The sequence below is a fragment of the Marivirga atlantica genome, from assembly GCF_016734805.1.
GTDB lineage: Bacteria > Bacteroidota > Bacteroidia > Cytophagales > Cyclobacteriaceae > Marivirga > Marivirga atlantica.
Window position 1 is genome coordinate 181,252 of the sequence record NZ_JAERQG010000004.1, and the last position, 23,311, is coordinate 204,562.

At 36.2% G+C, this 23,311-nt stretch carries 26 protein-coding genes; 9 read left to right on the forward strand and 17 right to left on the reverse strand.

The features are described 5' to 3' along the window. Positions 1-82: 82 nt before the first annotated feature. The 7 genes from JKP34_RS15090 to JKP34_RS15120 all read right to left on the reverse strand — a co-directional run bounded on the left by JKP34_RS15090 (position 83) and on the right by JKP34_RS15120 (position 7,313). On the reverse strand, positions 83-781 hold the full coding sequence (locus JKP34_RS15090) for a hypothetical protein (protein WP_201923301.1): 699 nt from the start codon (positions 779-781) through the stop codon (positions 83-85). A 19-nt stretch (positions 782-800) separates the two neighbouring features. Then, complete coding sequence (locus tag JKP34_RS15095; protein WP_201923303.1) at positions 801-1,532, reverse strand: hypothetical protein; 732 nt, start codon at positions 1,530-1,532, stop codon at positions 801-803. An 85-nt stretch (positions 1,533-1,617) separates the two neighbouring features. Then, the gene (locus JKP34_RS15100) at positions 1,618-2,325 is read right to left on the reverse strand and encodes a hypothetical protein (RefSeq protein ID WP_201923305.1); all 708 of its coding nucleotides are present in this window, start codon (positions 2,323-2,325) and stop codon (positions 1,618-1,620) included. A 237-nt stretch (positions 2,326-2,562) separates the two neighbouring features. After that, complete coding sequence (locus JKP34_RS15105; RefSeq protein ID WP_201923307.1) at positions 2,563-2,742, reverse strand: hypothetical protein; 180 nt, start codon at positions 2,740-2,742, stop codon at positions 2,563-2,565. A gap of 97 nt (positions 2,743-2,839) precedes the next feature. Next, a complete protein-coding gene (locus JKP34_RS15110) occupies positions 2,840-5,335 on the reverse strand; it encodes a ribonucleoside-diphosphate reductase subunit alpha (RefSeq protein ID WP_201923309.1) in 2,496 nt (831 codons plus the stop codon). Positions 5,336-5,444: 109 nt separating this feature from the next. Further along, positions 5,445-6,437, reverse strand: a complete 993-nt coding sequence (locus JKP34_RS15115; RefSeq protein WP_201923311.1) for a ribonucleoside-diphosphate reductase small subunit — start codon at positions 6,435-6,437, stop codon at positions 5,445-5,447. A gap of 369 nt (positions 6,438-6,806) precedes the next feature. Next, the gene (locus tag JKP34_RS15120) at positions 6,807-7,313 is read right to left on the reverse strand and encodes a hypothetical protein (RefSeq protein ID WP_201923314.1); all 507 of its coding nucleotides are present in this window, start codon (positions 7,311-7,313) and stop codon (positions 6,807-6,809) included. 292 nt (positions 7,314-7,605) lie between these two features. On the opposite strand from JKP34_RS15120, the gene rplU reads away from it, so the two are divergent. The 3 genes from rplU to JKP34_RS15135 all read left to right on the forward strand — a co-directional run bounded on the left by rplU (position 7,606) and on the right by JKP34_RS15135 (position 8,582). Then, positions 7,606-7,917 carry a 50S ribosomal protein L21 gene (rplU, locus tag JKP34_RS15125; protein ID WP_201923316.1) on the forward strand — a complete coding sequence of 104 codons (312 nt, stop codon included), beginning with the start codon at positions 7,606-7,608 and terminating at the stop codon, positions 7,915-7,917. 8 nt (positions 7,918-7,925) lie between these two features. Then, entirely contained in the window at positions 7,926-8,183 is a 258-nt protein-coding gene (rpmA, locus tag JKP34_RS15130; protein WP_201923319.1) for a 50S ribosomal protein L27, read from the forward strand. 132 nt (positions 8,184-8,315) lie between these two features. Further along, positions 8,316-8,582, forward strand: a complete 267-nt coding sequence (locus tag JKP34_RS15135; RefSeq protein ID WP_201923321.1) for a hypothetical protein — start codon at positions 8,316-8,318, stop codon at positions 8,580-8,582. A 257-nt stretch (positions 8,583-8,839) separates the two neighbouring features. Here JKP34_RS15135 and JKP34_RS15140 read toward each other — a convergent pair whose 3' ends face one another. Continuing rightward, on the reverse strand, positions 8,840-11,050 hold the full coding sequence (locus tag JKP34_RS15140) for a S9 family peptidase (protein WP_236665021.1): 2,211 nt from the start codon (positions 11,048-11,050) through the stop codon (positions 8,840-8,842). Positions 11,051-11,246: 196 nt separating this feature from the next. Between JKP34_RS15140 and JKP34_RS15145 the strand changes: the two genes are divergently transcribed. Genes JKP34_RS15145 through JKP34_RS15160 form a run of 4 tightly spaced genes read left to right on the forward strand, consistent with a single transcriptional unit; the run spans position 11,247 to position 15,574 of the window. After that, positions 11,247-11,930: an ABC transporter ATP-binding protein gene (locus JKP34_RS15145; RefSeq protein WP_201923323.1), complete on the forward strand. Its 684-nt coding sequence runs from the start codon at positions 11,247-11,249 to the stop codon at positions 11,928-11,930. Between the two features lie 11 nt (positions 11,931-11,941). After that, positions 11,942-13,189, forward strand: coding sequence for an ABC transporter permease (locus JKP34_RS15150; protein WP_201923325.1), 1,248 nt, complete (start codon positions 11,942-11,944; stop codon positions 13,187-13,189). 24 nt (positions 13,190-13,213) lie between these two features. Continuing rightward, positions 13,214-14,461, forward strand: a complete 1,248-nt coding sequence (locus tag JKP34_RS15155) for an ABC transporter permease (protein ID WP_201923327.1) — start codon at positions 13,214-13,216, stop codon at positions 14,459-14,461. A 39-nt stretch (positions 14,462-14,500) separates the two neighbouring features. Beyond that, positions 14,501-15,574, forward strand: a complete 1,074-nt coding sequence (locus JKP34_RS15160; RefSeq protein ID WP_201923329.1) for an efflux RND transporter periplasmic adaptor subunit — start codon at positions 14,501-14,503, stop codon at positions 15,572-15,574. Between the two features lie 32 nt (positions 15,575-15,606). Here the strand turns inward: JKP34_RS15160 and JKP34_RS15165 are convergent, their stop codons facing one another. The 3 genes from JKP34_RS15165 to JKP34_RS15175 are packed head-to-tail and all read right to left on the reverse strand — an operon-like array spanning position 15,607 to position 17,515. Then, complete coding sequence (locus JKP34_RS15165) at positions 15,607-15,900, reverse strand: DUF3817 domain-containing protein (protein WP_201923331.1); 294 nt, start codon at positions 15,898-15,900, stop codon at positions 15,607-15,609. 16 nt (positions 15,901-15,916) lie between these two features. Continuing rightward, entirely contained in the window at positions 15,917-16,534 is a 618-nt protein-coding gene (locus JKP34_RS15170; RefSeq protein ID WP_201923333.1) for a rhomboid family intramembrane serine protease, read from the reverse strand. Further along, positions 16,535-17,515, reverse strand: coding sequence for a polyprenyl synthetase family protein (locus tag JKP34_RS15175; RefSeq protein WP_201923335.1), 981 nt, complete (start codon positions 17,513-17,515; stop codon positions 16,535-16,537). Positions 17,516-17,799: 284 nt separating this feature from the next. Here JKP34_RS15175 and JKP34_RS15180 point away from each other — a divergent pair, with 284 nt between their 5' ends. Together JKP34_RS15180 and JKP34_RS15185 are read left to right on the forward strand one after the other, a co-directional pair. Continuing rightward, on the forward strand, positions 17,800-18,246 hold the full coding sequence (locus JKP34_RS15180) for a Fur family transcriptional regulator (protein ID WP_201923337.1): 447 nt from the start codon (positions 17,800-17,802) through the stop codon (positions 18,244-18,246). 27 nt (positions 18,247-18,273) lie between these two features. Continuing rightward, positions 18,274-18,909 carry a peroxiredoxin gene (locus JKP34_RS15185; RefSeq protein ID WP_201923339.1) on the forward strand — a complete coding sequence of 212 codons (636 nt, stop codon included), beginning with the start codon at positions 18,274-18,276 and terminating at the stop codon, positions 18,907-18,909. 256 nt (positions 18,910-19,165) lie between these two features. Here JKP34_RS15185 and JKP34_RS15190 read toward each other — a convergent pair whose 3' ends face one another. The 6 genes from JKP34_RS15190 to JKP34_RS15215 all read right to left on the reverse strand — a co-directional run bounded on the left by JKP34_RS15190 (position 19,166) and on the right by JKP34_RS15215 (position 23,302). Next, positions 19,166-19,720 (reverse strand): hypothetical protein, encoded by a 555-nt coding sequence (locus JKP34_RS15190; RefSeq protein ID WP_201923341.1) that lies wholly within the window; start codon positions 19,718-19,720, stop codon positions 19,166-19,168. Positions 19,721-19,798: 78 nt separating this feature from the next. Beyond that, positions 19,799-20,302, reverse strand: a complete 504-nt coding sequence (locus JKP34_RS15195) for a hypothetical protein (RefSeq protein WP_201923343.1) — start codon at positions 20,300-20,302, stop codon at positions 19,799-19,801. Next, positions 20,290-21,192, reverse strand: coding sequence for a hypothetical protein (locus JKP34_RS15200; RefSeq protein ID WP_201923345.1), 903 nt, complete (start codon positions 21,190-21,192; stop codon positions 20,290-20,292). Before JKP34_RS15200 ends, JKP34_RS15195 begins: the two co-directional genes overlap by 13 nt. 223 nt (positions 21,193-21,415) lie before the next feature. Continuing rightward, complete coding sequence (locus JKP34_RS15205) at positions 21,416-21,865, reverse strand: hypothetical protein (RefSeq protein WP_201923347.1); 450 nt, start codon at positions 21,863-21,865, stop codon at positions 21,416-21,418. Between the two features lie 11 nt (positions 21,866-21,876). Further along, positions 21,877-22,692 (reverse strand): hypothetical protein, encoded by an 816-nt coding sequence (locus JKP34_RS15210; RefSeq protein ID WP_201923349.1) that lies wholly within the window; start codon positions 22,690-22,692, stop codon positions 21,877-21,879. Between the two features lie 154 nt (positions 22,693-22,846). After that, entirely contained in the window at positions 22,847-23,302 is a 456-nt protein-coding gene (locus JKP34_RS15215) for a hypothetical protein (protein ID WP_201923352.1), read from the reverse strand. Positions 23,303-23,311: the final 9 nt, after the last annotated feature.

Genomic DNA, 23,311 nt, shown 5'->3' on the forward strand with positions numbered 1-23,311 from the left:
GATGAATCAAATATAACAGAAAGAAATTTTACATTAAAATAATTACAATTTTTATTTTAATTTTTATGTTTTACCTATCTAATTATTTAAGCTTATACCTAAAGCCAAATCCAATATTCAGATAACCTCCTTTATCAATTATGGTATTACTTTGCATACGTTGAAAATCTTGGTATTCACTAATTCTTGTTCTTTCAAGCTCTTTTAATCCATGCATTAAGCCAATTGTGTTATAAATTGACCATTTATTAGTTAGATTGAATTCTAGTCCTATGGCTGTTTCTAACAAACCATAGCTCTTATTGTAACGCTTCTCTATAGTGTAACCATCACCAGTGCTTCCTATAAATTCTAACGCTTTGTAAGAATTAGGATTAAACCCAATATGATAGCCTAAGGTGGTATTAAGGAACAGTTTATCTTTAAGCAAGGCAATTTTTGAATTGATCCGCAAAGGAATTTGAAACCTACTTAAAATGGATAAATTGGTGCCTGATGTATTATTTTCATCAATTCTGATAATATAACCGGTTGAAAATGGCTTGTAGGTAAAACCTGTTTCAATTGAGATCAAACTATTTAATTGATAGCCTATATTAAAGGTGGTAGCTGGTTCAACAAAATGTGGGTAAGGCGGTTCTATTGAGCTCTCCGGATTACTTAAGGTGTACTGATCTTGTACTATAGAAGCTTCTAACCCTATATAAAGCTTATTCTGTGCTTTTACAGCGTACTTTACTACAAAGACACTAATGAATAATATAAATAATTTGGTTCTCATTTTAGTTGATTCGTTTAGGTTAAACTTTCTGGTTCTTTGATTTTCCTAAATTCATCTTCAAACCAAAGGTGAAAGCATTATAACTACCATTATTAATTACAGTATTTGATTCGGATACACCATTACTATTTTCATACTGCACATTATGCCTGCTAATCGTTTGTTGTCCCATTAATAAAGCAAAATTCCCATAAACTGACCATCTTTTATCGATTGAATAATTAAGCCCAAGACCTGCCTCAACTAAATCGTAGATGTTCGTGTAAACTTGCCTAAAGGCAGATACATTTTCATTATATCCTGAAGAATTACCTTGACTGCCATAAGAAAATTCGGTTAATGGTTGTATAATTTCTCCTGACTCACCATAATGATAAGCTACACTCGGCTGTAGAAAAAGCTTTCTTTTAATAATTGCAATATTTGATTTTATTCTAATTGGTATTTGAATTCTATTTCCTGAAGTATAACCTCCTGCATGTTTAGAGGTAGAGTAACCATCATAAAAAGATTTAGATATCAATCCTGTTTCCAGATGTAACCAGTTAAATACTTCATAACCTAGCAATAAACTCACTGCCGGTGCCTCGATATAAGATAAATCAGGCCCTTTGATTCGGTTTGAATACGAAGTTATGGCTTTGTCTTTGGTAGCCATAAACTCAAAAGCCGTATAAAACTTACCCTGTGCATTAAGTCTAGAAAAAGATAATAGACCGATGAGCACAAATACTAATGCTTTAATTTTCATAGTGGTTGATAGTTAAGTGTGAATGTTTTTTTTAACTATCTATTAACTGATCGGATAATTGATAAATTGTACTCCCTATGGAAATTTAAATCAATTTCTTTAAATTATTAAGGCGATAGCAGAAACCGAGTGCCATATTTATGTAGTTACCTTTATCTATAAAGACATTGCTATCAACTTTCTCATTCCCTTCATATTCACTAATAGATGTGCGTTCTACTTGGCTAAAGCCCTGCATCAAAGAAATGGCACAGTAAAGAGACCAATCATCAGCAATTTGATAACTGATACCTGTTCTGATTTCAACAAGATGGTAGTTTGTATTACTGTCTCTATTGATAACAAAAGTCTTTTCCCCTGCCGAAATCCTTTCACTTCTAATATTATCGTTAGGATTAAAGCCTAAATGGTATGCCAGGGAGGCATCAAAAAATAATTTTTCATTATTCAGATTTGTATGGATGTTTAATCTAATTGGAATCTGATATCTATTTATCACCTCCTCATTGGTAGCCTGAATTGTTCTTTCATCTATAATCACTCTAAATCCATTGGTATAGGGCTTATGTATAATACCTGATTCTACAGATAAATAAGGCTTAAATTGATGGCCAAAGTATAAAGAGGTTGAAATGTTTGAGTAGGCCGTAGGTTGTGTAATATTACTATCGAAATTTTTAGTTTCTACCCGGTCGATTACGTGTGATAGATCTGCTTTTAAATAAAGATTGCTCTGAGCATTTAAGCGTATGCAGGCAAACAGGCTAACGAATACTAATGCTTTAATTTTCATAGTGGTTGATAGTTAAGTGTGGATGTTTTTTTTTAACTATCTATTAACTGATCGGATAATTGATAAATTGCCTAACCCTATAAAAATAGATTAAATATTTTTCAACCTCTGGTTGAAATAAAAGATCCCCGCTTTCGCGAGGATGACGTTCTAAGGGAATTAAGATATGCGTTTTGACGTCATTCCCTTGAAAAAGGGAATCTCAGAAAATCTGATTGAAAATTTCTTTATGAGGTACTAATCTCTCTTACTATTTTCAGATAATAGATAAACACCGAGACCACCGTTAAATAGCGGACCAATTAAACCGAAAATTGAAAAGGGACTAATTTCTGCTTGCCACTCATAGATGTTTACTGCCAACCATATGAAGTTGATTAAAATAAGTAAATAAGCTAAGGTTCTTTTCCCAAACATGATAATTCTGTAATTAAGTTTTAAATTTTATTAGCATGAAAAAGCCACCCAATTTCTCAGGTGGCTTCAGGATATGAATAAATAAACGTGTATTAAATTAAGATCCGCACATTTCGCAATTGTCAGGATCATCAAGTGAGCAGGCTACTTGCGCTGCCTTTAAAGCTGCTAAATCGTCTTCCGCAGTTTGTGCCTGAGGCGCATTACCTGATGCAGGAGTGTTGCCCTGATTAGGAGCCGGACGATTCACTTTTGTTGCAGTATTAGTATTAATATCCTGCTGCGTATTCTCTTCCGGCTTTGGCTCTCCTAATTGTGATTTATCAACCGTGAACTGAATAGCACTTGTAGCAGCCTTCGATCTCAAGTAGTACATACCTGTTTTCAAGCCTTTCTTCCATGCGTAGAAATGCATTGAAGTCAACTTACCAAAGTTAGGATCTTGCATGAACAAGTTCATACTCTGCGACTGACAGATATAAGCTCCTCTATCTGCCGCCATATCAATTACTGACTTCTGAGAAATCTCCCAAACAGTTTTGTATAGCTCCTTAATATGAGCAGGAATTTCAGGTATATCCTGAACAGAACCATTAGCTGCAATCAGCTTATTCTTCATGTTATCATTCCAGATACCAAGCTCAATTAAATCATGCATTAGGTGCTTATTCACTACTACAAACTCGCCAGACAAAGTTCTTCTGGTATAGATGTTTGAAGTATAAGGCTCAAAACATTCGTTATTACCTAAAATCTGTGAAGTAGAAGCTGTTGGCATTGGCGCCACTAATAAGGAGTTACGCACACCATGTTTCTTCACTTCTTGCTTCAGGCTAGTCCAATCCCATCTTTCAGTTGGCGTTACATTCCACATATCAAACTGGAAAATACCTTTTGATACCGGAGAGCCTTTATACGTTTGATAAGGACCTTCAGCAATAGCCAAATCCTTAGATGCTGACATAGCTGCAAAGTAGATCGTTTCAAATATCTCTTTATTCAGCTTGCGTGATTCTTCCGAATCAAACGGGAAACGCATCAATATAAAAGCATCAGCTAAGCCTTGAACACCTAAACCAATTGGTCTGTGGCGCATGTTTGAATTCTCAGCCTCTTTTACTGGATAATAGTTTACATCAATTACCTTATTCAGGTTTTTAGTTGCTGTATAGGTAATATCATATAACTTCTGGTGATCAAAATAAGGTGCTCCTTGCTCATCTTTATCAACAAACATTGGTAGCGCTATTGAGGCCAGGTTACAAACTGCCACTTCATCTTTAGAGGTATACTCCATAATCTCCGTACATAGGTTTGAAGATTTGATAGTACCCAGATTCTTCTGATTAGATTTATTGTTTGCCGAGTCTTTATACAACATATAAGGCGTACCAGTCTCTATTTGAGATTCTAACACCTCAAACCATAAATCCTGCGCTTTAATGGTTTTTCTACCTCTACCTTCACGCTCATATTTCTCGTAAAGCTTAGTGAAATCTTCACCGTAAGCCTCATCTAAACCTGGGGCTTCATTCGGATCGAATAGTGTCCAGTCTGCATTAGATTCAACTCTTTGCATGAACAAATCAGAAACCCAAAGGGCATAGAACAAATCTCTTGCTCTCATTTCTTCTTTACCATGATTCTTTTTCAAGTCAAGGAAATCGAAGATATCAGCATGCCAAGGCTCAAGATAAATCGCGAAAGAACCTTTACGTTTTCCACCACCTTGATCTACATAACGAGCAGTCATGTCGAAGTTTCTTAGCATAGGAACTATACCATTAGACACACCACCTGTCCCTTTGATATATGATCCTGTTGCTCTTACATTATGAATGCTTAAACCTATACCACCGGCTGACTGCGAGATTTTTGCTGTTTGTTTAAGTGTATCGTAAATACCATCGATACTATCTTCCTGAATTGTTAACAAGAAGCATGAAGAGAGTTGAGGTTTAGGAGTACCCGCATTAAATAATGTTGGTGTAGCATGTGTAAACCATTTTTCTGACATTAAATTATAGGTGTTGATAGCTGCATCAATATCTTCACCATGGATACCAATTGCTACACGCATCAACATATGCTGCGGACGCTCAACAATTTTACCATCAACCTTCATCAGGTAAGAACGCTCCAAAGTTTTGAATCCGAAGTAGTCGTATCCAAAATCTCTATCGTAAATAATAGCAGAATCTAACTGTGCAGCATGCTTTTTAATAATGCCGTAAGTTTCTTTCGAAAGTAGAGGAGCATTTTGCTCAGTTTTAGCATCTACATAAGTGTATAAACGCTTCATTGTACTTGAAAAAGACTTTGAAGTAGTTTTATGTAGGTTTGATATAGCTATTCTGGCTGCAAGCTTAGCATAATCAGGGTGCTTTACCGTCATGGAAGCAGCTGTTTCAGCAGCCAGGTTATCAAGCTCCTGCGTGCTTACGCCATCGTAAATACCATTGATTACTTTACGAGCAACATCAATTGGTTGAATGTAATTTAAGTCCAGCCCATAGCATAGCTTTTCTATGCGGCTGGTAATTTTATCAAATTTAACGGACTCTCTTCTTCCGTCTCTTTTTAATACTAACATGCTATTGTGGTGTTAATGGTTATTATAATTAGTATCGAGTATGGAGTAACTGGTATTGAGGTTACTTACACCCAATTTTGGTTCTTGACTTTTATTTCTAAAGTCTAGATTAAAAATCTTCATCTAAAGAGAAGCGTGCTGTAGAATCATCATCCTTTTTCATCACTCCTGCTTTTTGATAATCTCCAACCCTCTTCTCAAAGAAGTTTGTTTTTCCCTGAAGGGAAATCATTTCCATGAAATCGAAAGGATTAGTCGCATTGTACACTTTTTTGCAACCCAGCTCTGAAAGCAATCTGTCGGCTACAAATTCAATGTACTGTCTCATTAATTCAGCATTCATTCCAATAAGGTTTACAGGTAATGAATCTGTTACAAATTCCTGCTCAATTTTTACAGCATCAATAATGATATCCGTTATAGTTTGCTCAGGAAGTTTATTTACAAGGTGGTTGTTGTATAACAAACATGCAAAATCACAATGAAGGCCTTCATCTCTTGAGATTAACTCATTTGAAAAAGTAAGCCCTGGCATAAGGCCCCTCTTCTTTAACCAGAAAATAGAACAGAAGCTACCTGAAAAGAAAATACCTTCAACTGCCGCAAAAGCGATCAATCTTTCCGCATAAGAACCTTCATCAATCCAACGTAAAGCCCAATCTGCTTTCTTCTTCACACAGTCCATCGTGTCTATCGCATTAAAAAGGCCACTCTTCTCTTTATTATCCTTTACATAAGTGTCTATTAATAAAGAGTAAGTTTCTGAGTGTACATTTTCCATCGCTATCTGGAAACCATAGAAAAATTTAGCTTCCGTATATTGTACTTCAGCTACAAAGTTTTCCGCTAAATTTTCATTAACAATACCATCGCTAGCTGCAAAGAAGGCCAAAACATGCTTAATAAAATGACGCTCATTATCAGTCATGTTATCCCAGTCCTTCATATCCTGGCTAAGATCAATTTCCTCCGCAGTCCAGAAGCTCGCTTCCGCCTTTTTATAGAAGTCCCAAATATCAGGGTGTTGAATGGGAAAAAGTACAAAACGATTTTTGTTCTCTTTTAAAATTGGTTCTTCCTGATTGGCTAATACCTCACTCATCTCTATAATTTTTTTTGATCGTTAAAACTTTACAAAAAACCGAGGAGATAATTTCACTAATAATTTCTGTACAAGACAGTTAGCAAAAATTACAGGCTGGGACACGCTGAAAAACTCCCCCTATTTGTTTTCTGTGTTTACAAATATTAAGAATGAGTGACTAAATTCAAAGCCCAAAAAGTTACGTACACAAGTATGTGGATAAGTCCTTAAGTGTCTAAAATACAATGATTTATATGTATTTATTTCAAGATAACTTCGGCTCTCAGAAAGTATATTTAGGGTTGCAATTATTTTTTAAAAGTTTTCCACAAGCACAAGCAAAAAGCTGTTGTATTTATTTAAGAATATTACATAAAATAACCTCAGTTATTTATTATATAACAAGCGCTCTTTAAGGTCATCGGGCATGTTTTCAATCTGCGGTTCGTGCTGATTTAAAAAGTAATTAGCTGGTCCATAGTAGGTTGAACCACTTACGGGGTCTTCGAACTTTTTATAGGCTCCTTTCTTTATTTTATTGGATAAAGCCGCTGACACTGAACTCCTTACCTTACTTTTATTAAGGGTCGGTTCCTTCTCAACAATAAACTCTACCACCTCATTAGTTTTAACCAATTTCCGCCTAAACTCTATAAAATAGGCTATTTTCTTAGTCCATGGCCACTGATCGTAATAAGCATTTGTTTTTTGATGCAATAGATTCTGCTGCTCATTATCCTGAAAAAGCGGCAAGTTCAATAAACCTGCCAGGTGGGCATCTATCTCGGCTATTTCAGCCTGGAACTGACTGATCTTTTGATTTAAAACTTTCTTTTTGTCTTCAAGTGCCTTTACGTATAAATCAGTATATTTCTCAGGAATATTAACTTTCATAAGCTTGGCTGTAATTAAGTTCAAACTGCACATCAAATTAAAGCAAATCAAGCATACTAAGCAAGCAAAGCAAGCGATAAAGCTGACCTAAAACACCAAAAGCCCTATAAGACAAGAAAAATGCTCGAACAATATGCTTATTCAAGCATATATTAAGCTGCTGTTAAAATGTTAGCATTAAGATAATATGAGCTAATAAGATATTTACATGTATGTTTTGTACTTATTGATAATATAGTTATCTTTGCAGTCCTTTTTGAGGGAAAAACACTTTATAATTAACAATTATTCAATGTACGCAATTGTAGACATAGCCGGAAAGCAGTTCAAAGTAACGCAAGACCAGTTCGTTTACGCTCCATTAATGGAGGGTGAAGATGGCGCTTCCGTAGAATTCGACAAAGTATTGTTATTAGATAACGATGGAAAGGTTGAAGTAGGCGCACCAGTAGTTAAAGGTGCTAAGGTGTCAGGAAAAATTCTTGGACACGTAAAAGGTGATAAAGTAATCGTCTTCAAAAAGAAGAGAAGAAAAGGTTACAAGAAAAGAAACGGACACCGTCAGGATTTTACTAAGGTATTAATCGAAAAAATTTCAAAATAATATAAACTATGGCACACAAAAAAGGAGCCGGTAGTTCCAAGAACGGAAGAGAATCGGAAAGTAAACGATTAGGAGTAAAAATTTTTGGAGGTCAGGCAGCCGTAGCTGGTAACATTATTGTACGTCAGCGTGGTACTGCTCACCACCCGGGTGAAAATGTTGGTATGGGAAAAGACCACACATTATTCGCTTTAACGAACGGAGTAGTTCAGTTTAAAAAAGGTAGAAAAGACAGATCATACGTATCTGTTGAGCCTGTAAACTAAGCTAAACAATACTTACTATATTAAGGTCTGTCGATTATTCGTCAGACCTTTTTTTGTTGGTTGATTTCGTGGATGCTTTTGCACTGTTTGAATAAATTCTATAACTTCAACAGTAAACTAAAATCAAAAACCATGAATGAATTAAACCAAACTGATCACAAACCACTCTCTGTAGGCGACTGGATAGTAACATTAATTATCACAGCAATCCCTCTAGTAGGTTTTGTTATGCTTTTTGTATGGGCATTCGGCAGTAATACCAATCCCAATAAAGCCAACTGGGCAAAGGCAGCTCTTGTACTTTTTGCAATAGGTATTGTACTATCAATTTTGTTTAGCATTATTTTTGGCGTTGGGATTATGTCCTTCTTGAATAGCCAGGAAAACATGACTTACTAAAGCAAATTATTTGAAAGCAAAGCGCTATCTATCCTTTTTTATAAGTTTTGTATTAATATTCGGGCTGATAGAAGTTTTATTATTTGGCGCCTTGCTAAATATCATAACACTAATCAGAACAATAACTATAGGAATTATCTGTACCCTACTCTATATGTTTATAAGTTGGATCAGAAGAAAAAGGAAATAAGAAACTAAAGCTCATAAAAAAGGCTGCTCAAAATTGAGCAGCCTTTTTGTTCGTGAGAATCACCAGATTACTTCAAATATCTATCTAAATAATTGATGTAGTTATTCATCAATAATAAATAACTTGGATAGTTATACGCTACTCCATGAGCTCCCGGAGGGAAAATCTTTAAATCATGGTCTTTACCTGCATCAATTAAGCCTTTCACTAACTGGAAAGTATTCTGCACATGAACATTTTCATCCATAGTACTATGCGCAATAAACATATGACCTTCTAAATTCTTAGCATAAGTAGTTGAAGATGAATTAATATACCCTTCTTCATTGTCCTCTTTTAAGCCCATATATCTTTCCGCATAAATGCTGTCATATAACCTCCAATCTGTAACAGGCGCTCCAACAATTGATACCTTAAATACGTCAGGATGATTTAAGATGGTAAAACTTGACATATACCCTCCGTAACTGTGGCCTCTGATAGCGATCTTATCAGCATCTACATAACCCAAGCTTACCATATGCTTAGCAGCATCTGCAAAATCCTGTGCTTCTGCATGACCTAAGTTTTTATAAACAACTTTCTCAAATTCACGGCCATAACCGCCTCCACCTCTGTTGTTCACTTGAATAACCACATAGCCATTATTTACCAAGTACTGATGCCATGCATTTACACTCCATTGGTTGTAAACTGATTGTGCACCAGGTCCACCATAAATATCAACCACCATCGGGTATTTAGTATTCGCATCAAAACCTACTGGTTTATAGATGGCAATATCAATTTGATCATCAGAAGAGTTGGTGAATGATGAAAGTTCCGGCTTAACAAACTGAGCATCTTTTACTGCATCAACAACCTCTTTATTGTCTTCTAGCTGAACTACCAACTTACCAGACGCATCTCTTAAATCTACTTTAGTTGGGGTTTGTGTATTAGAATATCTGTCGATATAGTAGTTTGCTTCAGGAGCCATATCAATGTTATGTCTTCCCTTCTGCTCTGTAAGTTTTTTCTTACCCTTACCATTAAAGCCTACTACATACAATTGTCTTTCCAATGGTGAATCCTCAGTTGAAGTGTAATAGATTTTCTTCTTTTTACTATCAACTGCATGTACATAAACTACTTCCCAATCACCAGTTGTTACCTGATTCATTAATTTGCCATTATAGTCGTATCTATAAAGGTGTGCATAACCATCTTTATCAGTGATCCAGAAAAACTCTTTTGAGTCTTTCGGGAAGAATGCATAGTGCATAATACCCGCGAAGAAATCGAACACATCGATCCAGGCATCAGAAGTTTCTTCAAGTATCATATTAGCTTTTCCTGTATTGGCATCAGCCATATAGATGCGCATTTCAGTTTGCGCTCTGTTCATCTGCATTACCGCTAATTTAGCTTCTTCAGCAGTCCAGTAAATTCTCGGGATATAACCATCGTTCAATGGCACCTGCATCCACTCCTTACTATTTGCTGATACATTTATTACGCCAATCTTCACAGTAGGATTAGTATCTCCCACTTGTGGATAAGGCAGTTTCACATATTCTTTATGGGTGCCTTGATAATCAGTCATCTGGTAAATAGGTACTTCACGCTCATCTGATTGCCAGAATGCAATGTACTCACTATCGTGCGACCACTCCCATGCCTGGGCTAAACCAAATTCTTCTTCGTAAGCCCAACCGAAACGACCATTGTAAAAACCATCCTCTGCATCATCAGTCAATTGTGTTTCTTTTTTCTCAGCAAGGTTGAATACAAAAAGATTACCTCCTCTTTCATAACCTACCATTTTACCATTCGGAGAAAGCTCTGCCGTTTGTGCGTCTTTTGCTACAAGTGCCAAAGTTTTATCTTCTATGCTGTAATAATAGTAATCTGATATACCAGATCTTCTCCACACCGGGCGGAAGTTTGTTTGAAACAATAAAAACTTGGAGTCATCAGACCATTGGAAAGAAACATAAGAGAATGGATCTTCTGAACTCGGTACCTTCAAGCCTTCTGTGCTAAATATTAATTCTTCTTCTCCAGACTTGTTATCATGGGTTTTAATTAACTGAGCACCATTTTCGCCTCGTTCCGTAAAAGAATAAGCTGTTCCTTCATTAATCCAGTTAACATTTCCCGGGCCTGAGTTACCATAAAATGGACGAACACCTGTCATAGCTTCCTGGAAACTACCAAAGCCATCCTGAGCAAGTAGCGTGGCTGAACTTGCTATGAAAAAGAGCATGAGCATGCTCCAGTATTTTATGCTTTTCATCATCATAAATTATCTTTTATTTAATTTTCTTCGAAATCAAAGATAAAAAAATGCAACTATTAATGGTGGTTGTGCATCTACCGTTTATATAAAAAACATAAAAGTCCTCCCGTTACACGCGTTAATGCTTTTATATTTGAATACAATTTCAACTTGGTAAAACCCAAAACATCTTTTATTACGCTAACCACTGAACATGATTAGACTTGAAGACATCAGAAAATCCTACGGTGTTGGGAAACAAAAGCTTGAAGTATTAAAAGACATAAACTTTACCATCGATGAGGGAGAGTTCGTTTCCATCATGGGATCTTCTGGATCAGGAAAATCTACCTTACTCAATATTTTAGGTATACTTGATAACTATGACTCAGGCAACTATTACCTAGCAGATACTTTAATAAAAAAGCTTTCTGAAAAGCAAGCGGCACATTATCGCAATAAATTTTTAGGTTTCGTCTTTCAGTCATTCAATCTACTTTCCTTTAAAAATGCTGCTGAAAATGTAGCCCTGCCCCTTTATTACCAAAAAGTGAGTAGGAAAAAGCGTAACATGAAAGCTGAAGAGTATCTGGAAATGGTTGGCTTAAGAGATTGGGCTGAGCACATGCCGGGTGAACTTTCAGGTGGTCAAAAGCAACGTGTTGCCATCGCCAGAGCTTTGATTTCAGATCCTAAAGTGATATTGGCCGATGAGCCCACAGGTGCTTTAGATACGCAGACTTCCTATGAAATTATGGAAATCTTTAAAAGGGTAAATGAAGCAGGTAAAACCATCCTGATTGTTACGCATGAGGATGACATAGCTGAAAAAACCAAAAGGCTTATCCGATTGAAGGATGGAATAATTGTTTCTCAAGATACCGCAGCCATACATTAAAGAAGCCACGCATGTTTGATTTAGATAAATGGCAAGAGATATTCTTCACGATTAAAAAGAACAAGCTTCGTTCTTTTATCACTGCATTTAATGTGGCCTGGGGAATTTTCATCCTAATTGTACTTATGGGCTTTGGCAGTGGTTTCCAGAACGGAGTTGAGTACCAATTTAATGATGATGCTACTAATTCATTATGGATTTTTCCTGGTGAAACAAGTAAGCCCTATAGAGGTATGAAGCCTGGCAGAAGTATTCGGCTGACTAATGAAGATTATGAAGCCATCAAGCGAATACCCGGCATTGAATATTTAACTGGTCGTTATTATTTATCAGGAGAATTTACCGTCCGCTACAAAGACAATATTTCTTTCTTCAATGTACGCTCGTGTCATCCTGATCATAAATATCTTGAAAAGACTTTAATTACTGAGGGCAGGTACCTCAACGACAAAGACCAGGCTAGCAAAAGAAAAGTAACCTGTATAGGAGAAAAAGTAGTAGAAGTGCTCTTCGGAAATGAAGATCCTATCGGGAAATATATAGACGTTAATGGCATCAAATATAGAGTAGTAGGCATCTTTAAAGATGAGGGCAGTGAATATGAAGCGAAGGTAATCTACATTCCTATATCAACTGCTCAAATAGCCTACGGTGGTGGAAACAATATCCATCAACTTATGGCAACTGTGGGCAATGCTTCAGTGCCTGAGTCAAAAATGATAGAACACGAGGTGCTCTCGTACCTAAGCGACACGCACAACTTTGATCCTACCGATAGCAAAGCCATGAGAATTGGTAACGGAGTTGAAAACTTCATGCAATTTATCAATCTGTTTACAGGTATCAGGGTATTTCTTTTTATAGTAGGTGTATTTACACTTATTGCAGGAGTAGTTGGAGTAAGCAACATCATGCTCATCATTGTAAAAGAAAGGACCAAAGAAGTAGGTGTGCGAAAAGCACTGGGTGCAACTCCTAATAGCATTACGAGTCTCTTTTTACAAGAGAGCATGTTTATCACCTTGGTAGCGGGTTATGTAGGCCTTGTATTGGGCTTTGTATTCATTGATTCCGGTGGACTATCAGAAATGATGTTCAGCTTTGGATTTCCTGTTGATTTCTTCAAGAAACCTGAAGTGAGTTTAAGAGGTGCAGCTATTGCCACACTCGTACTTGCCCTCTTAGGTAGTCTGGCAGGTTACTTCCCGGCCAGAAAAGCAGCAAAAGTTCCACCGATAGAAGCCTTGAGAGATGAGTAAAACTTCACCTTTAATATTGAAGCAATGTTTGATTTAGACAAGTGGCAGGAAATATTTATTACCATCAAAAAAAATAAGCTACGCACATTTCTAACTGTGTTTGGTATAGGGTGGGGTATTTTTATGATCGTTATATTATTGGGTGCGGGCAAAGGATTGCAGAATGGTGTAGAGCGTGACTTCTCAGCATGGGCTACTAATAGCGGTTTTTTCTGGTCAAGGCGCACGACTATCTCTTATGGAGGATTTCAACCTGGTAGACGTGTGCGATTCACCAATAAAGATACTGAGATGCTTCGCAAAAAGATCAGCGGCTTAGCCTATCTCGCTCCAAGAAATCAATTATCAGGTTTCAACGGTGGTGACAATGTTTACTACAATAATAAAACAGGTAACTTCTCAGTATATGGTGACTACCCAGGTTACATTTCTATTCAAAAACTAGATATACAAGAGGGTCGTTTTATCAATGACAAAGATATTGAAGACTCTAGGAAGGTAGCGGTTATTGGCCGATATGTACAAAAGGTTTTATTTGAACAGGAAGAACCTATCGGGAAATACATAAAAATAAATGGTGTGAATTTTTTGATAGTTGGCGTTTTTGATTCTCGCAGATCAGGAGAGCAAGCAGACAGAGATACACAAACCATTTATACTCCTTTCACCACTTTCCAAACGGCTTTCAACTATGGCAACAATGTAGGCTGGTATGCCTATTCTGTAAAAGATAGTTATAATGTATCGGATGTAGAAGAAGAAATATTAAGCACACTTAGAGAGGCGCACGATATCTCTCCTCTTGACCTCGATGCCATTGGCTCAAATAACCTGGAAGAGGAGTTCAAGGAAGTGTCAGGCCTTTTTCAGGGTATTAATGTATTTACCTGGATGGTAGGTATTAGCACCTTACTGGCAGGTGTAATTGGTGTGAGTAACATAATGCTCATTATTGTAAAAGAACGCACCAAAGAAATTGGCATTAGAAAAGCTTTAGGTGCTACACCAGTATCCATCATTTCACTTATCATTCAGGAATCAATTTTTTTAACAACAATAGGTGGGTACGTAGCACTGGTAACTGGTGTGGTACTCATAGAGGCAATTGCACAGGTAGTTCCGCCTGATGGTTTTATGGGGCCACCTGAGGTGGATATAAAAGTAGCTGCAGGTGCCTTAGGCTTATTAATTATTGGTGGAGCTCTGGCAGGTATTCTGCCAGCCAGAAAAGCTGCAGCAGTGAGCCCTATTGAGGCAATTAGAGTAGATTAAACAAATAGAAATTAGCAATACAATAAACCGAACTATAACATGAAAAAATTCTTCACCATCGTCTTAATCGTTTTGGCAGTAGTAAGCCTCTTCGGAACGGGCTATTACTTATACAGCAAATCTGAAGAACCACCAGTGGTATATGAAACCACGAGTCCTTTTAAAACCAGTATTGAAAGGAAAACGGTAGCTACCGGATCTATTGTACCAAGAAAGGAAATTGAAGTTAAATCACAGGTATCCGGTGTTGTAGAGAAAATTTATATGGAAGCCGGCACACAGGTAAAAGTAGGTGATGTAGTGGCTAAGATTAAGATCATTCCTGATGTAGTGGCATTAAATAATGCTGAAGCAAGAATTAAAACTGCTACTATCAACTTTAAGAATGCTGAAAAAGAAAAGAACCGACAAGAGCAGTTGTTTGAACAGAAAGTGATTTCGGAAATAGATTTCAATCAATTTTTGCTACAGTACAGACTGGCTCAGCAAGAATTAGAAGCAGCTGAAAACAATCTTGAATTGATTAAAGAGGGAGCTTCCAAGAAGTCAGGTTCGGCCTCTAACCTGGTGCGTGCTACCACTGCGGGTATGTTGCTTGATGTGCCTGTGAAGGAAGGTTCTTTTGTAATTGAGTCAAACACCTTTAACGATGGTACTACTATAGCCTCCATTGCTAATATGAATGAAATGATCTTTGAAGGTAATGTGGATGAAGCAGAAGTTGGTAAAATTAAAGAAGGCATGCCTTTGCAATTAAAGGTAGGAGCTCTGGATACCACAAAGTTTGATGCCAAACTAGAATATATTTCTCCTAAAGGAGTAGAAGATGAAGGCGCTATACAGTTTGAAATTAGAGCAGCAATTCAATTAAGGAATGATGCATTCTTAAGAGCAGGTTATTCTGCTAATGCTGATATTGTACTAGAGAAACTTGAGGATGTAATGGCTATTAAAGAGCGTGACATTCTTTTCGATGCTGATACACCTTATGTTGAACTAATGGTCGCTGAACAGCAATTCGAGAAGAAAAAGATTAAAACAGGACTTTCTGATGGTATCAATATTCAGATACTGGAAGGACTCTCAGAATCAGATAAGTACAAGAAGTTATAAGTTAATTGAAGAAGGCTTTTATTGGCCTTCTTCTATTTCCTTAAATATTTATAGTCCATATAGAAAGTACCGAAAGGTATAAGTGAAGCAATCCAAAAGAGGATCATCTGACCGAAGGTAATTTTCTTTTGAATTCCAACCTGAAACACCTGAAGGCAGTACAATATAAATAGCACACCATGAGCCATACCTACAAAATAATTCGGCTCAGGTATGTCCATCATATACTTTAAAGGCATAGTAATACCAAACAGTATGTAAGAAATACCTTCCATGATGGCCAGAATGCGTAATCTGCCAATTGAATTATTAATCGTTAATTCCATAAATTATAAGCTCTATTTAGAATAGGGAAAAGTCAGCCATCTGATTCAGAAAATGACTAATAACCTGAGGCCATAGGAGGATAGTAAAAATAATTCCAAATGCGGCTCCTGCCAAATGCGCTTCATGACCAATATTATCACGCTGGTTCTTAGCGGAAAAATAAGAGTAAATCACATAGATGGCACCAAAAATAAATCCCGGCAAGCAAAGCAGACCATATAGACACAGCTCCTGTAAAGGATTGAAAAGAATACTGCTAAACACTACCGCAGATACAGCACCCGAGGCTCCAAGTGCATTGTAATTAGGATTATCCTTATGCTTAATAAGGCTGGGAATATCAGAAACCAAAATACCTAGCACATACATGGCAATGTATAAGACTGTACCATATTGGCTAACCTGATTGAAATAGAATTCCACTATATCCCCAAAGAAATAAAGGGTAAGCATGTTGAATATCAAATGCACCCAATCGGCATGAATAAAGCCAGAAGTGATCAACCTACCATACTGTTTTCTATGTACAATCTGGTAAGGATTCATCATCCACTTATACTTTCTGGAGCTATCCTGAAAAGCCAGATAAGAGGTGATACAAGTAATTATGATGATAATGATAGTAGTGCTCATTTACTTTTGTCTTTTAATAAGGTATTCAAAAAAGTCCTTCATTAGTTCTTTGGCTAGATCATCACCCTCAATTTGTTCAAGTTGCTGAAAACCTTTATCGAAATAATCCTTCATTAGGTTTTCTGTCTGTGCTTTGATATTGAGCCTCTCATAAATGGCTTTTACCGCTTCTACTTTTTCCGCTTTATCAAAGTCTTCTTTTGCTATCCATCTTTTTAATGCGTCTGCTGTATTACCCTCTGCTTGTTTCAAAGCAGTTAGCAATAAGAATGTTTTTTTATTGGAAATGATATCTCCACCTACTTGCTTGCCAAAAGCGGCTTGGTCAGCATAAACATCAAGAAGATCATCCATTAACTGGAAGCCAATACCTACATTTACACCCATGTCATAAAGTAACTGGCAATCTTTTTCAGAAGCTCCTGAAAGAATTCCGCCTAATTCAAGACTGAAGCCTAACAGCACTGCTGTCTTCTGACGAATCATATCAATATACTGCTCTACACTGACCGATGCTTCCATTTCGAAGTTCATATCATGCTGCTGACCTTCGCAGACCTCTGTTGCACATTTGTTAAAACGCTCCAAAACTTGCTTTAACTGATCTGCCGGCACGTGCTTTATAAATTGTTCATAAGCTTTTACCAGCATCACATCACCTGATAATATAGCAATTGGTTCATTCCACTTCTCATGCACCGTAGCCTCCCCTCTTCTGAGTGGCGCTTTGTCCATGATGTCATCATGCATTAAAGTGAAATTGTGAAATATCTCAACTGCAATAGCTGCAGGAATCGCTGTTTGATAATCAGGCTTATTTAGTTGATAGCCTAAAAGACTTAACAGCGGCCTCATTCTTTTACCGCCCAAATCCATTAAATAATCTATTGGCTCATAAAGCTCCGCAGGGCTTTTCCCATATTTAGTTTGAGCTATTTCCTGATTGAGTTCAGCTATATATTGTTTGATTGAATTATCCATTTGATATGATTGAGGGCTAAAGATAGCCTTATTATTGAAGCTGGTAAAATCCAAGAAAAAAAATTAAAATCAATAGATAATTTGCTGATGAGTGAAATTAGAAAATTAATAATTCTACATCCTGCTATTAAGCTAAAATCAAAATAAAGAACACTCGTTTGCACACCAATTATTGTTTGGCATCGAACACCTGTAAAAGCCATACCCTATTTTGCTTTACCTAATAATCACCCTACATTTGCAGCTGTTATCAGGTAAGAATAATTCTTACCTAAGAAATAATCATGGTGAAATCATTAACTGACATAAAAGAGAAATTGCTTTCAGCGAATCTGAAGGCCACTCATCAGCGCCTGGTGATATACGAGGCACTGTTGCAAGAAATGACTCACCCCACTGTGGAATACTTATTTGATAAAGTAAAGGTGAACAACCCGACCATATCTTTAGGCACAGTCCACAAAACACTTGATACTTTGGTAGATGCAGGATTAGTCAAACGAGTTTCCTCAACAGATCAAACCAAGCGGTTTGATGCAAACTTGGAAAAACACAATCACATATACCTTGAGAATTCGAAGGAAATAGTGGATTACCACGATGAGGAATTACAGCAAATGGTGATGGACTATTTAGCCAAAAAGAAATTCAAGAACATAAAAATTAAAGAAGTTCAATTGCAAATAAATGCTGATAAGCTTGAGGCCGATTCAGCAATAGAAATAAAATAAATTTTTTAACAATTAAATTATAATTATATGTCTTTAGTAGGAAAAAAAGCTCCATTATTCAGTACAGGTGCCGTAATCAACGGTGAAGAGATTGTTAACGATTTCTCTTTAGAGCAATACTTAGGTAAAAAAGATGTGGTATTCTTCTTCTACCCGAAAGATTTCACATTCGTTTGCCCAACAGAAATCATTGCTTTCCAAGAGAAATTAGCTGAGTTCGAAAAAAGAGGAGTTGCTGTTGTAGGTGCTTCTACTGATACAGAAGAAACTCACTTAGCATGGTTATTAACGCCACAAGAAAATGGCGGTATCGAAGGAGTTACTTATCCATTAGTTGCCGATGCTTCTAAAACTATTGCTAACAACTATGGTGTTTTAGCGGGTGACTGGAACTACAACGAAGCTGGCGACCTTATTTTTGAAGGTAACCCAGTAGCTTTCAGAGGTTCATTCTTCATTGACAAAGAAGGAATTGTTCGTCATGAGACTATCAACGATTTACCATTAGGTAGAAACATCGATGAGATGTTAAGAGTAGTTGACGCTTGGCAGCACGTTGAGAAGTTTGGTGAGGTTTGCCCTGCCAACTGGGAAGAAGGAAAAGAAGCGATGAACGAATCAAGAGAAAGCGTTTCTTCTTACTTAGCGAAAAACAAGAAATAAGAAGTTCTTTAACTTCTAATAGCAAAAACCCAGGCGAGATCGTCTGGGTTTTTTGTTTTTATGTCCTGACTGGGTATAATTCTTTATTTAGGTTTACAAATAATCACTTTTCTATATAGACCTCATTCGTTTTGAGAGAGGTTAACTTGATTTTTTTATCTTTTCGCAAGCCAACTAAATATTTTTCTAAATAAAAACTTTCATTATAGAAAAAATCTTCTTCTACAAGAAATACATCAAAAGCTACCTTTTTACCCTAAAAATCCGCTAAATCTAAATTAAGTTGTTTTAAACCTAAATGATCTATTGTGAGACGATTGGCTATTTTATCCTCTGTATAAACATTGACATATCCATTAGTATCAGATTTGTGAACTGATAGAATGCTACTGTCCTTTAAAAGTGTAATATGAGAACCAGAGATTAATTGTTTCTTACTATTGTAAACAGTTAATGCTATGCCAAGACTATTTGGTTTTTTAGGTAATAATTGCTCACTATCCTTCTCTATAAAATATGAGGGATTAGGATCTAATAATTTTTCATGGAATAAAATCATCGTATCTTCTACAATTAGAAAATAGCCTATCCTTTTTGAGGCTGCACCAAAGTCTGAATTCTTGGTGAGAGTGAAATTGTCTTTTGAAAAAGAGAGATTAATCGAAGATAAGCCTCCTGGACTCACAAAAATATAATCCCCTTTGAACAAATTACCTTGGCAAAAAAGGCAATTACTTAGAAGCATAAACTTTACAAAGGTCAAATATTTAACAGCCTGCATTGTTTCCTTTCTGTATTTTAGAGTTTCCATTTAAATCAAGACCTGTTAATTCCACTGCAAGTATATCAAGAATTCTCTATTGATCATTAATAAATAATAAAAGGAAGTTTATTTCCCTGAATCAAAATAAACTCCACAAGTAACTTTATCATGCACCTCCCATTTTCCAGACTGGCCCTTTCTTAAAAAATATACACTTTGATCTAGACTGTTGTTAATTAAATAACCAATAACAAAAGCAATTTGATCATTGAAGAAAATTGGTTTGGAAATTGATGCACCGACCTCTAAATACCGGTTTTCGGATTTAAATTTTGCCGGTTTCCAGTAATAATGATTTTGTTTATTAATTTCTGAAACAATAGCATCCGTATTAATGGCTTCAGCAAGAATCTCTCGGAAAGAATTATTTGTCCTTAAAAGAGAGTCAGTTGTCTCATGACTTAAAAGAGAAATCAAAATTAGTGAATCGGGACAAATGGTTGAATTCAGCAGACTACTATTAGAATAGTCCTGCATTAATTTAAAAATCTCTGTATTTGTATTTTCAGTCTGCGCGAAGGAAAAATTAATAGTCAAAAACGAAATAAGAACAATCATCAGTTTAGGCATGGTGAACTCTTTGAATTATTATTAAAATCCTCGCTATTATTTACTTTTATTATTCTCTCCTTATCGGATGATGTTAATACTGTTGATTGTTCAAAAGTTGTGGTTCCCATCAAACCACCCCAAGCTAAATCGAAATAATATTGGTCTTCAAACTGTGAGCCATATAATTGTTTTAAAACTAGTTTCGTAAAATTCACATAATTCCGAGCCATTTCTTCATGTTGATATCGCTCTATTTCTATTTCAGGTATTCCATATTTTTTGGATAGCATCTCGCTCCATAGAATAGGAAATGCTCTTATCGATTTAGTAGGATTCTGTCCACCTACACCAATAATATAACTTGAAATATAAGCGTGTATTAATTCATGAATCATTGTCCTTGAAATGGATAATTTTGTTGCAACCTTTAAATAATCACTATTTAAAGTGGTAATATAGCTATAACTACCATCATTTATAGTTTGAGCCAGGTTTAGAGCATTAGTCTCGTCAATTTTGATGTAATAATCAAAACCTGAGCTCTGAATATTAAAGTGTTCAAGTATTGAATTAAGGCTTATGTTATTGGTATTCAGTAAATTATAAAACAATCCCGACACACACGGATTATTTTCTAAATAGTTATAAATCTTCGGTAAGACACATTTGTTATTTTCATCCTTTATATATTCAGGACCACATACACCTGACAAAGTTCCAGGTGGGTCTAGAACATCATCAACTTCAAGAATGGCTCTTTTAGGTAAAGGTTGCCCACTGTGATTGGCTGAACCACCAAAACCACCGCCTGAACCTGTACTGCCTGTTGAGAAACACTCAGTAAAGGTATTTGTAGTAGGTACACAATAACTTGGTCTGCTTGGGTCAGGGCATATGAAACTCGTCATCGTGTAAGTAATACAGGTTAGAGAACTACTCCGCTCATTACTGTTATTAGCAACCACTCCATTATTAATAGCTGTTGAAAGTATTACTTCACTCTCGAGTGTACTTATTTTGAGTTGACCTGTATAGGCATGCCAGCCTGGAAACTCTTCTAAACTATTGTACCAATCCGCAAGGGAGCATATTCTCTAATAAAACAGCCTCGATGACTTCAGTCATATTTATTCAAAAGTAGTATTCCCAAAATTGACTCAAATCATTTTTTATAACTATGAATAATGTTTTTGGTCCTGTTGCAGGTCTATCGTCAAATTCTGGTTTTCTTCCCCAAAATACATAATAAAAATTATCAGTTTTATAGAAATAAATTTGCTTATCGGTATCTATAATACTTTGGTCAATGTTTTTGAATTTCCTGTTATTCGATATAAAGTTTTGTAAACTATTACAAACATTTTCATCCTGTACAATAGCTATTTGCTCTACTTTTTCGCCAGTAGCACCTGTTTCTTCCCTAAAAACTTTCCTGTCCGGAAGAGTAAGAAAAAATTCTACCCTATAACGTGCCAATCTGCTATTAGAAGTACAAGAGTTAACGGCTGTACGCTGCGCAGACATTTCAAATGCGCATAAAATTAATACACTTAATATTATTCCTCTTTTAAAATATCTCATTTGCCTATGTTTTAATATCCACATCTGTTGTATTCTTTTATTCCTGCACTATACCTAAAATCATAACTATATATTTTACCTCCATCAATCACATAACCTGCTATATTGAAATTTCCTAAAAAATTCATTAAATCCATTAAGAAAATATAATCAGGATCGCTGGGACCTCCCTCATAAGATGTTTCTCCTTCAGCACCACAGGGCCCCAGAGTATTTTCTCCAATATAAAACGGGTGTGAGTGTACATAGCCAACAATATTATCAGGTATTAAATCTTTCCAGTTTGACGGAGGACTAATACCACATGGATCTCTTAAAAATGTAGGAGGAAAAAATACAACATCATATCCTCCATTAATTTCAATTATCCAACCGCCTTGTTCAAGTCTTTCATCCATTGGTATATCACCACTGCTTGCATTGCTACCCGACCATATTTTTAATAAATCAGATTGTATTTCCTCACTATCTAAAATATTATTACCAGTATCACAAGGATCAGGTTTCGGGACGCATCCACCATTTCTGTCAGAAACCATGCCAGGCTCACAAACACTTGGCAAAGTGCCAGGTGGGTCTAAAGCATTATCTACTTCTATGATGGCCCTTTTTGGTAAAGGTTGCCAATTATGATCGGCTGGACCACCAAAACCACCTCCTGAACCTGTACTGCCTGTTGAGAAACAATCAGTAAAGGTAATTGTAGTAGGTACACAATAACTTGGTCTGCTTGGGTCAGGACATATGTAGCTCGTCATAGTATAAGTAATACAGGTCAAGTTAGTACTTCTCTCATTGCTGTTGGTAACAGCTTCTCCGTCCCTCATGGCAGTCGAACGAATTACTTCACCATCAAGTGTCCTTATTTTGAGTTGACCGGTATAGGCATGCCAACCCGGAAACTCTTCTAAAATATTATACCAACCCGCAAGTGAGCATATTCCCTAATAAAACAGGCTCCATAACTTCAGTTATATTCATTCAAAAGTAGTACTCCCAAAATTGACTCAAATCATTTTTTATAACTATGAATAATGTTTTTGGTCCTGTTGCAGGTCTATCGTCAAATTCTGGTTTTCTTCCCCAAAACACATAATAAAAATTATCAGTTTTATAGAAGTATACCTGTTTATCAGTGTCTTTATAACTTTGATTAATATTATTGAACTTTCTATTATTAGATATAAAATCGTTTAAAGCACTACAAGTCTGCCCATTTTCCACAGCTTGAACTTGCTCCACAGTTTCTCCACTTGCACCAATTTGTTCTCTAAAATCCTTTGAGCCAGCTAACTGTATAAATATTTCAACACCAAGCTTTGCTAAACGACTTTTTGCAGGGCATTCATTGTTTTTTAAATCTATGCTCTGAGCAAAAGAACTATAGATGGTAAATATAAATAAACCAGCTACTAATATATATTTTCTTATTCTCATAATATTATT

Excerpts from the sequence above, each read along its gene's own strand:
- JKP34_RS15120 (WP_201923314.1), bottom strand. The coding sequence starts at position 7,313 with ATGAAAGTTAATATTCCTGAGAAATATACTGATTTATACGTAAAGGCA.
- JKP34_RS15165 (WP_201923331.1), bottom strand. The coding sequence starts at position 15,900 with ATGGAATTAACGATTAATAATTCAATTGGCAGATTACGCATTCTGGCC.
- JKP34_RS15180 (WP_201923337.1), top strand. The coding sequence starts at position 17,800 with ATGGTGAAATCATTAACTGACATAAAAGAGAAATTGCTTTCAGCGAAT.
- rpmA (WP_201923319.1), top strand. The coding sequence starts at position 7,926 with ATGGCACACAAAAAAGGAGCCGGTAGTTCCAAGAACGGAAGAGAATCG.
- rplU (WP_201923316.1), top strand. The coding sequence starts at position 7,606 with ATGTACGCAATTGTAGACATAGCCGGAAAGCAGTTCAAAGTAACGCAA.
- JKP34_RS15105 (WP_201923307.1), bottom strand. The coding sequence starts at position 2,742 with ATGTTTGGGAAAAGAACCTTAGCTTATTTACTTATTTTAATCAACTTC.
- JKP34_RS15175 (WP_201923335.1), bottom strand. The coding sequence starts at position 17,515 with ATGGATAATTCAATCAAACAATATATAGCTGAACTCAATCAGGAAATA.
- JKP34_RS15215 (WP_201923352.1), bottom strand. The coding sequence starts at position 23,302 with ATGAGAATAAGAAAATATATATTAGTAGCTGGTTTATTTATATTTACC.
- JKP34_RS15155 (WP_201923327.1), top strand. The coding sequence starts at position 13,214 with ATGTTTGATTTAGACAAGTGGCAGGAAATATTTATTACCATCAAAAAA.
- JKP34_RS15095 (WP_201923303.1), bottom strand. The coding sequence starts at position 1,532 with ATGAAAATTAAAGCATTAGTATTTGTGCTCATCGGTCTATTATCTTTT.
- JKP34_RS15170 (WP_201923333.1), bottom strand. The coding sequence starts at position 16,534 with ATGAGCACTACTATCATTATCATCATAATTACTTGTATCACCTCTTAT.
- JKP34_RS15200 (WP_201923345.1), bottom strand. The coding sequence starts at position 21,192 with ATGACGAGTTTCATATGCCCTGACCCAAGCAGACCAAGTTATTGTGTA.
- JKP34_RS15110 (WP_201923309.1), bottom strand. The coding sequence starts at position 5,335 with ATGTTAGTATTAAAAAGAGACGGAAGAAGAGAGTCCGTTAAATTTGAT.
- JKP34_RS15115 (WP_201923311.1), bottom strand. The coding sequence starts at position 6,437 with ATGAGTGAGGTATTAGCCAATCAGGAAGAACCAATTTTAAAAGAGAAC.
- JKP34_RS15150 (WP_201923325.1), top strand. The coding sequence starts at position 11,942 with ATGTTTGATTTAGATAAATGGCAAGAGATATTCTTCACGATTAAAAAG.
- JKP34_RS15135 (WP_201923321.1), top strand. The coding sequence starts at position 8,316 with ATGAATGAATTAAACCAAACTGATCACAAACCACTCTCTGTAGGCGAC.
- JKP34_RS15210 (WP_201923349.1), bottom strand. The coding sequence starts at position 22,692 with ATGAGGGACGGAGAAGCTGTTACCAACAGCAATGAGAGAAGTACTAAC.
- JKP34_RS15190 (WP_201923341.1), bottom strand. The coding sequence starts at position 19,720 with ATGGAAACTCTAAAATACAGAAAGGAAACAATGCAGGCTGTTAAATAT.
- JKP34_RS15195 (WP_201923343.1), bottom strand. The coding sequence starts at position 20,302 with ATGCCTAAACTGATGATTGTTCTTATTTCGTTTTTGACTATTAATTTT.
- JKP34_RS15090 (WP_201923301.1), bottom strand. The coding sequence starts at position 781 with ATGAGAACCAAATTATTTATATTATTCATTAGTGTCTTTGTAGTAAAG.
- JKP34_RS15185 (WP_201923339.1), top strand. The coding sequence starts at position 18,274 with ATGTCTTTAGTAGGAAAAAAAGCTCCATTATTCAGTACAGGTGCCGTA.
- JKP34_RS15145 (WP_201923323.1), top strand. The coding sequence starts at position 11,247 with ATGATTAGACTTGAAGACATCAGAAAATCCTACGGTGTTGGGAAACAA.
- JKP34_RS15160 (WP_201923329.1), top strand. The coding sequence starts at position 14,501 with ATGAAAAAATTCTTCACCATCGTCTTAATCGTTTTGGCAGTAGTAAGC.
- JKP34_RS15205 (WP_201923347.1), bottom strand. The coding sequence starts at position 21,865 with ATGAGATATTTTAAAAGAGGAATAATATTAAGTGTATTAATTTTATGC.
- JKP34_RS15140 (WP_236665021.1), bottom strand. The coding sequence starts at position 11,050 with ATGAAAAGCATAAAATACTGGAGCATGCTCATGCTCTTTTTCATAGCA.
- JKP34_RS15100 (WP_201923305.1), bottom strand. The coding sequence starts at position 2,325 with ATGAAAATTAAAGCATTAGTATTCGTTAGCCTGTTTGCCTGCATACGC.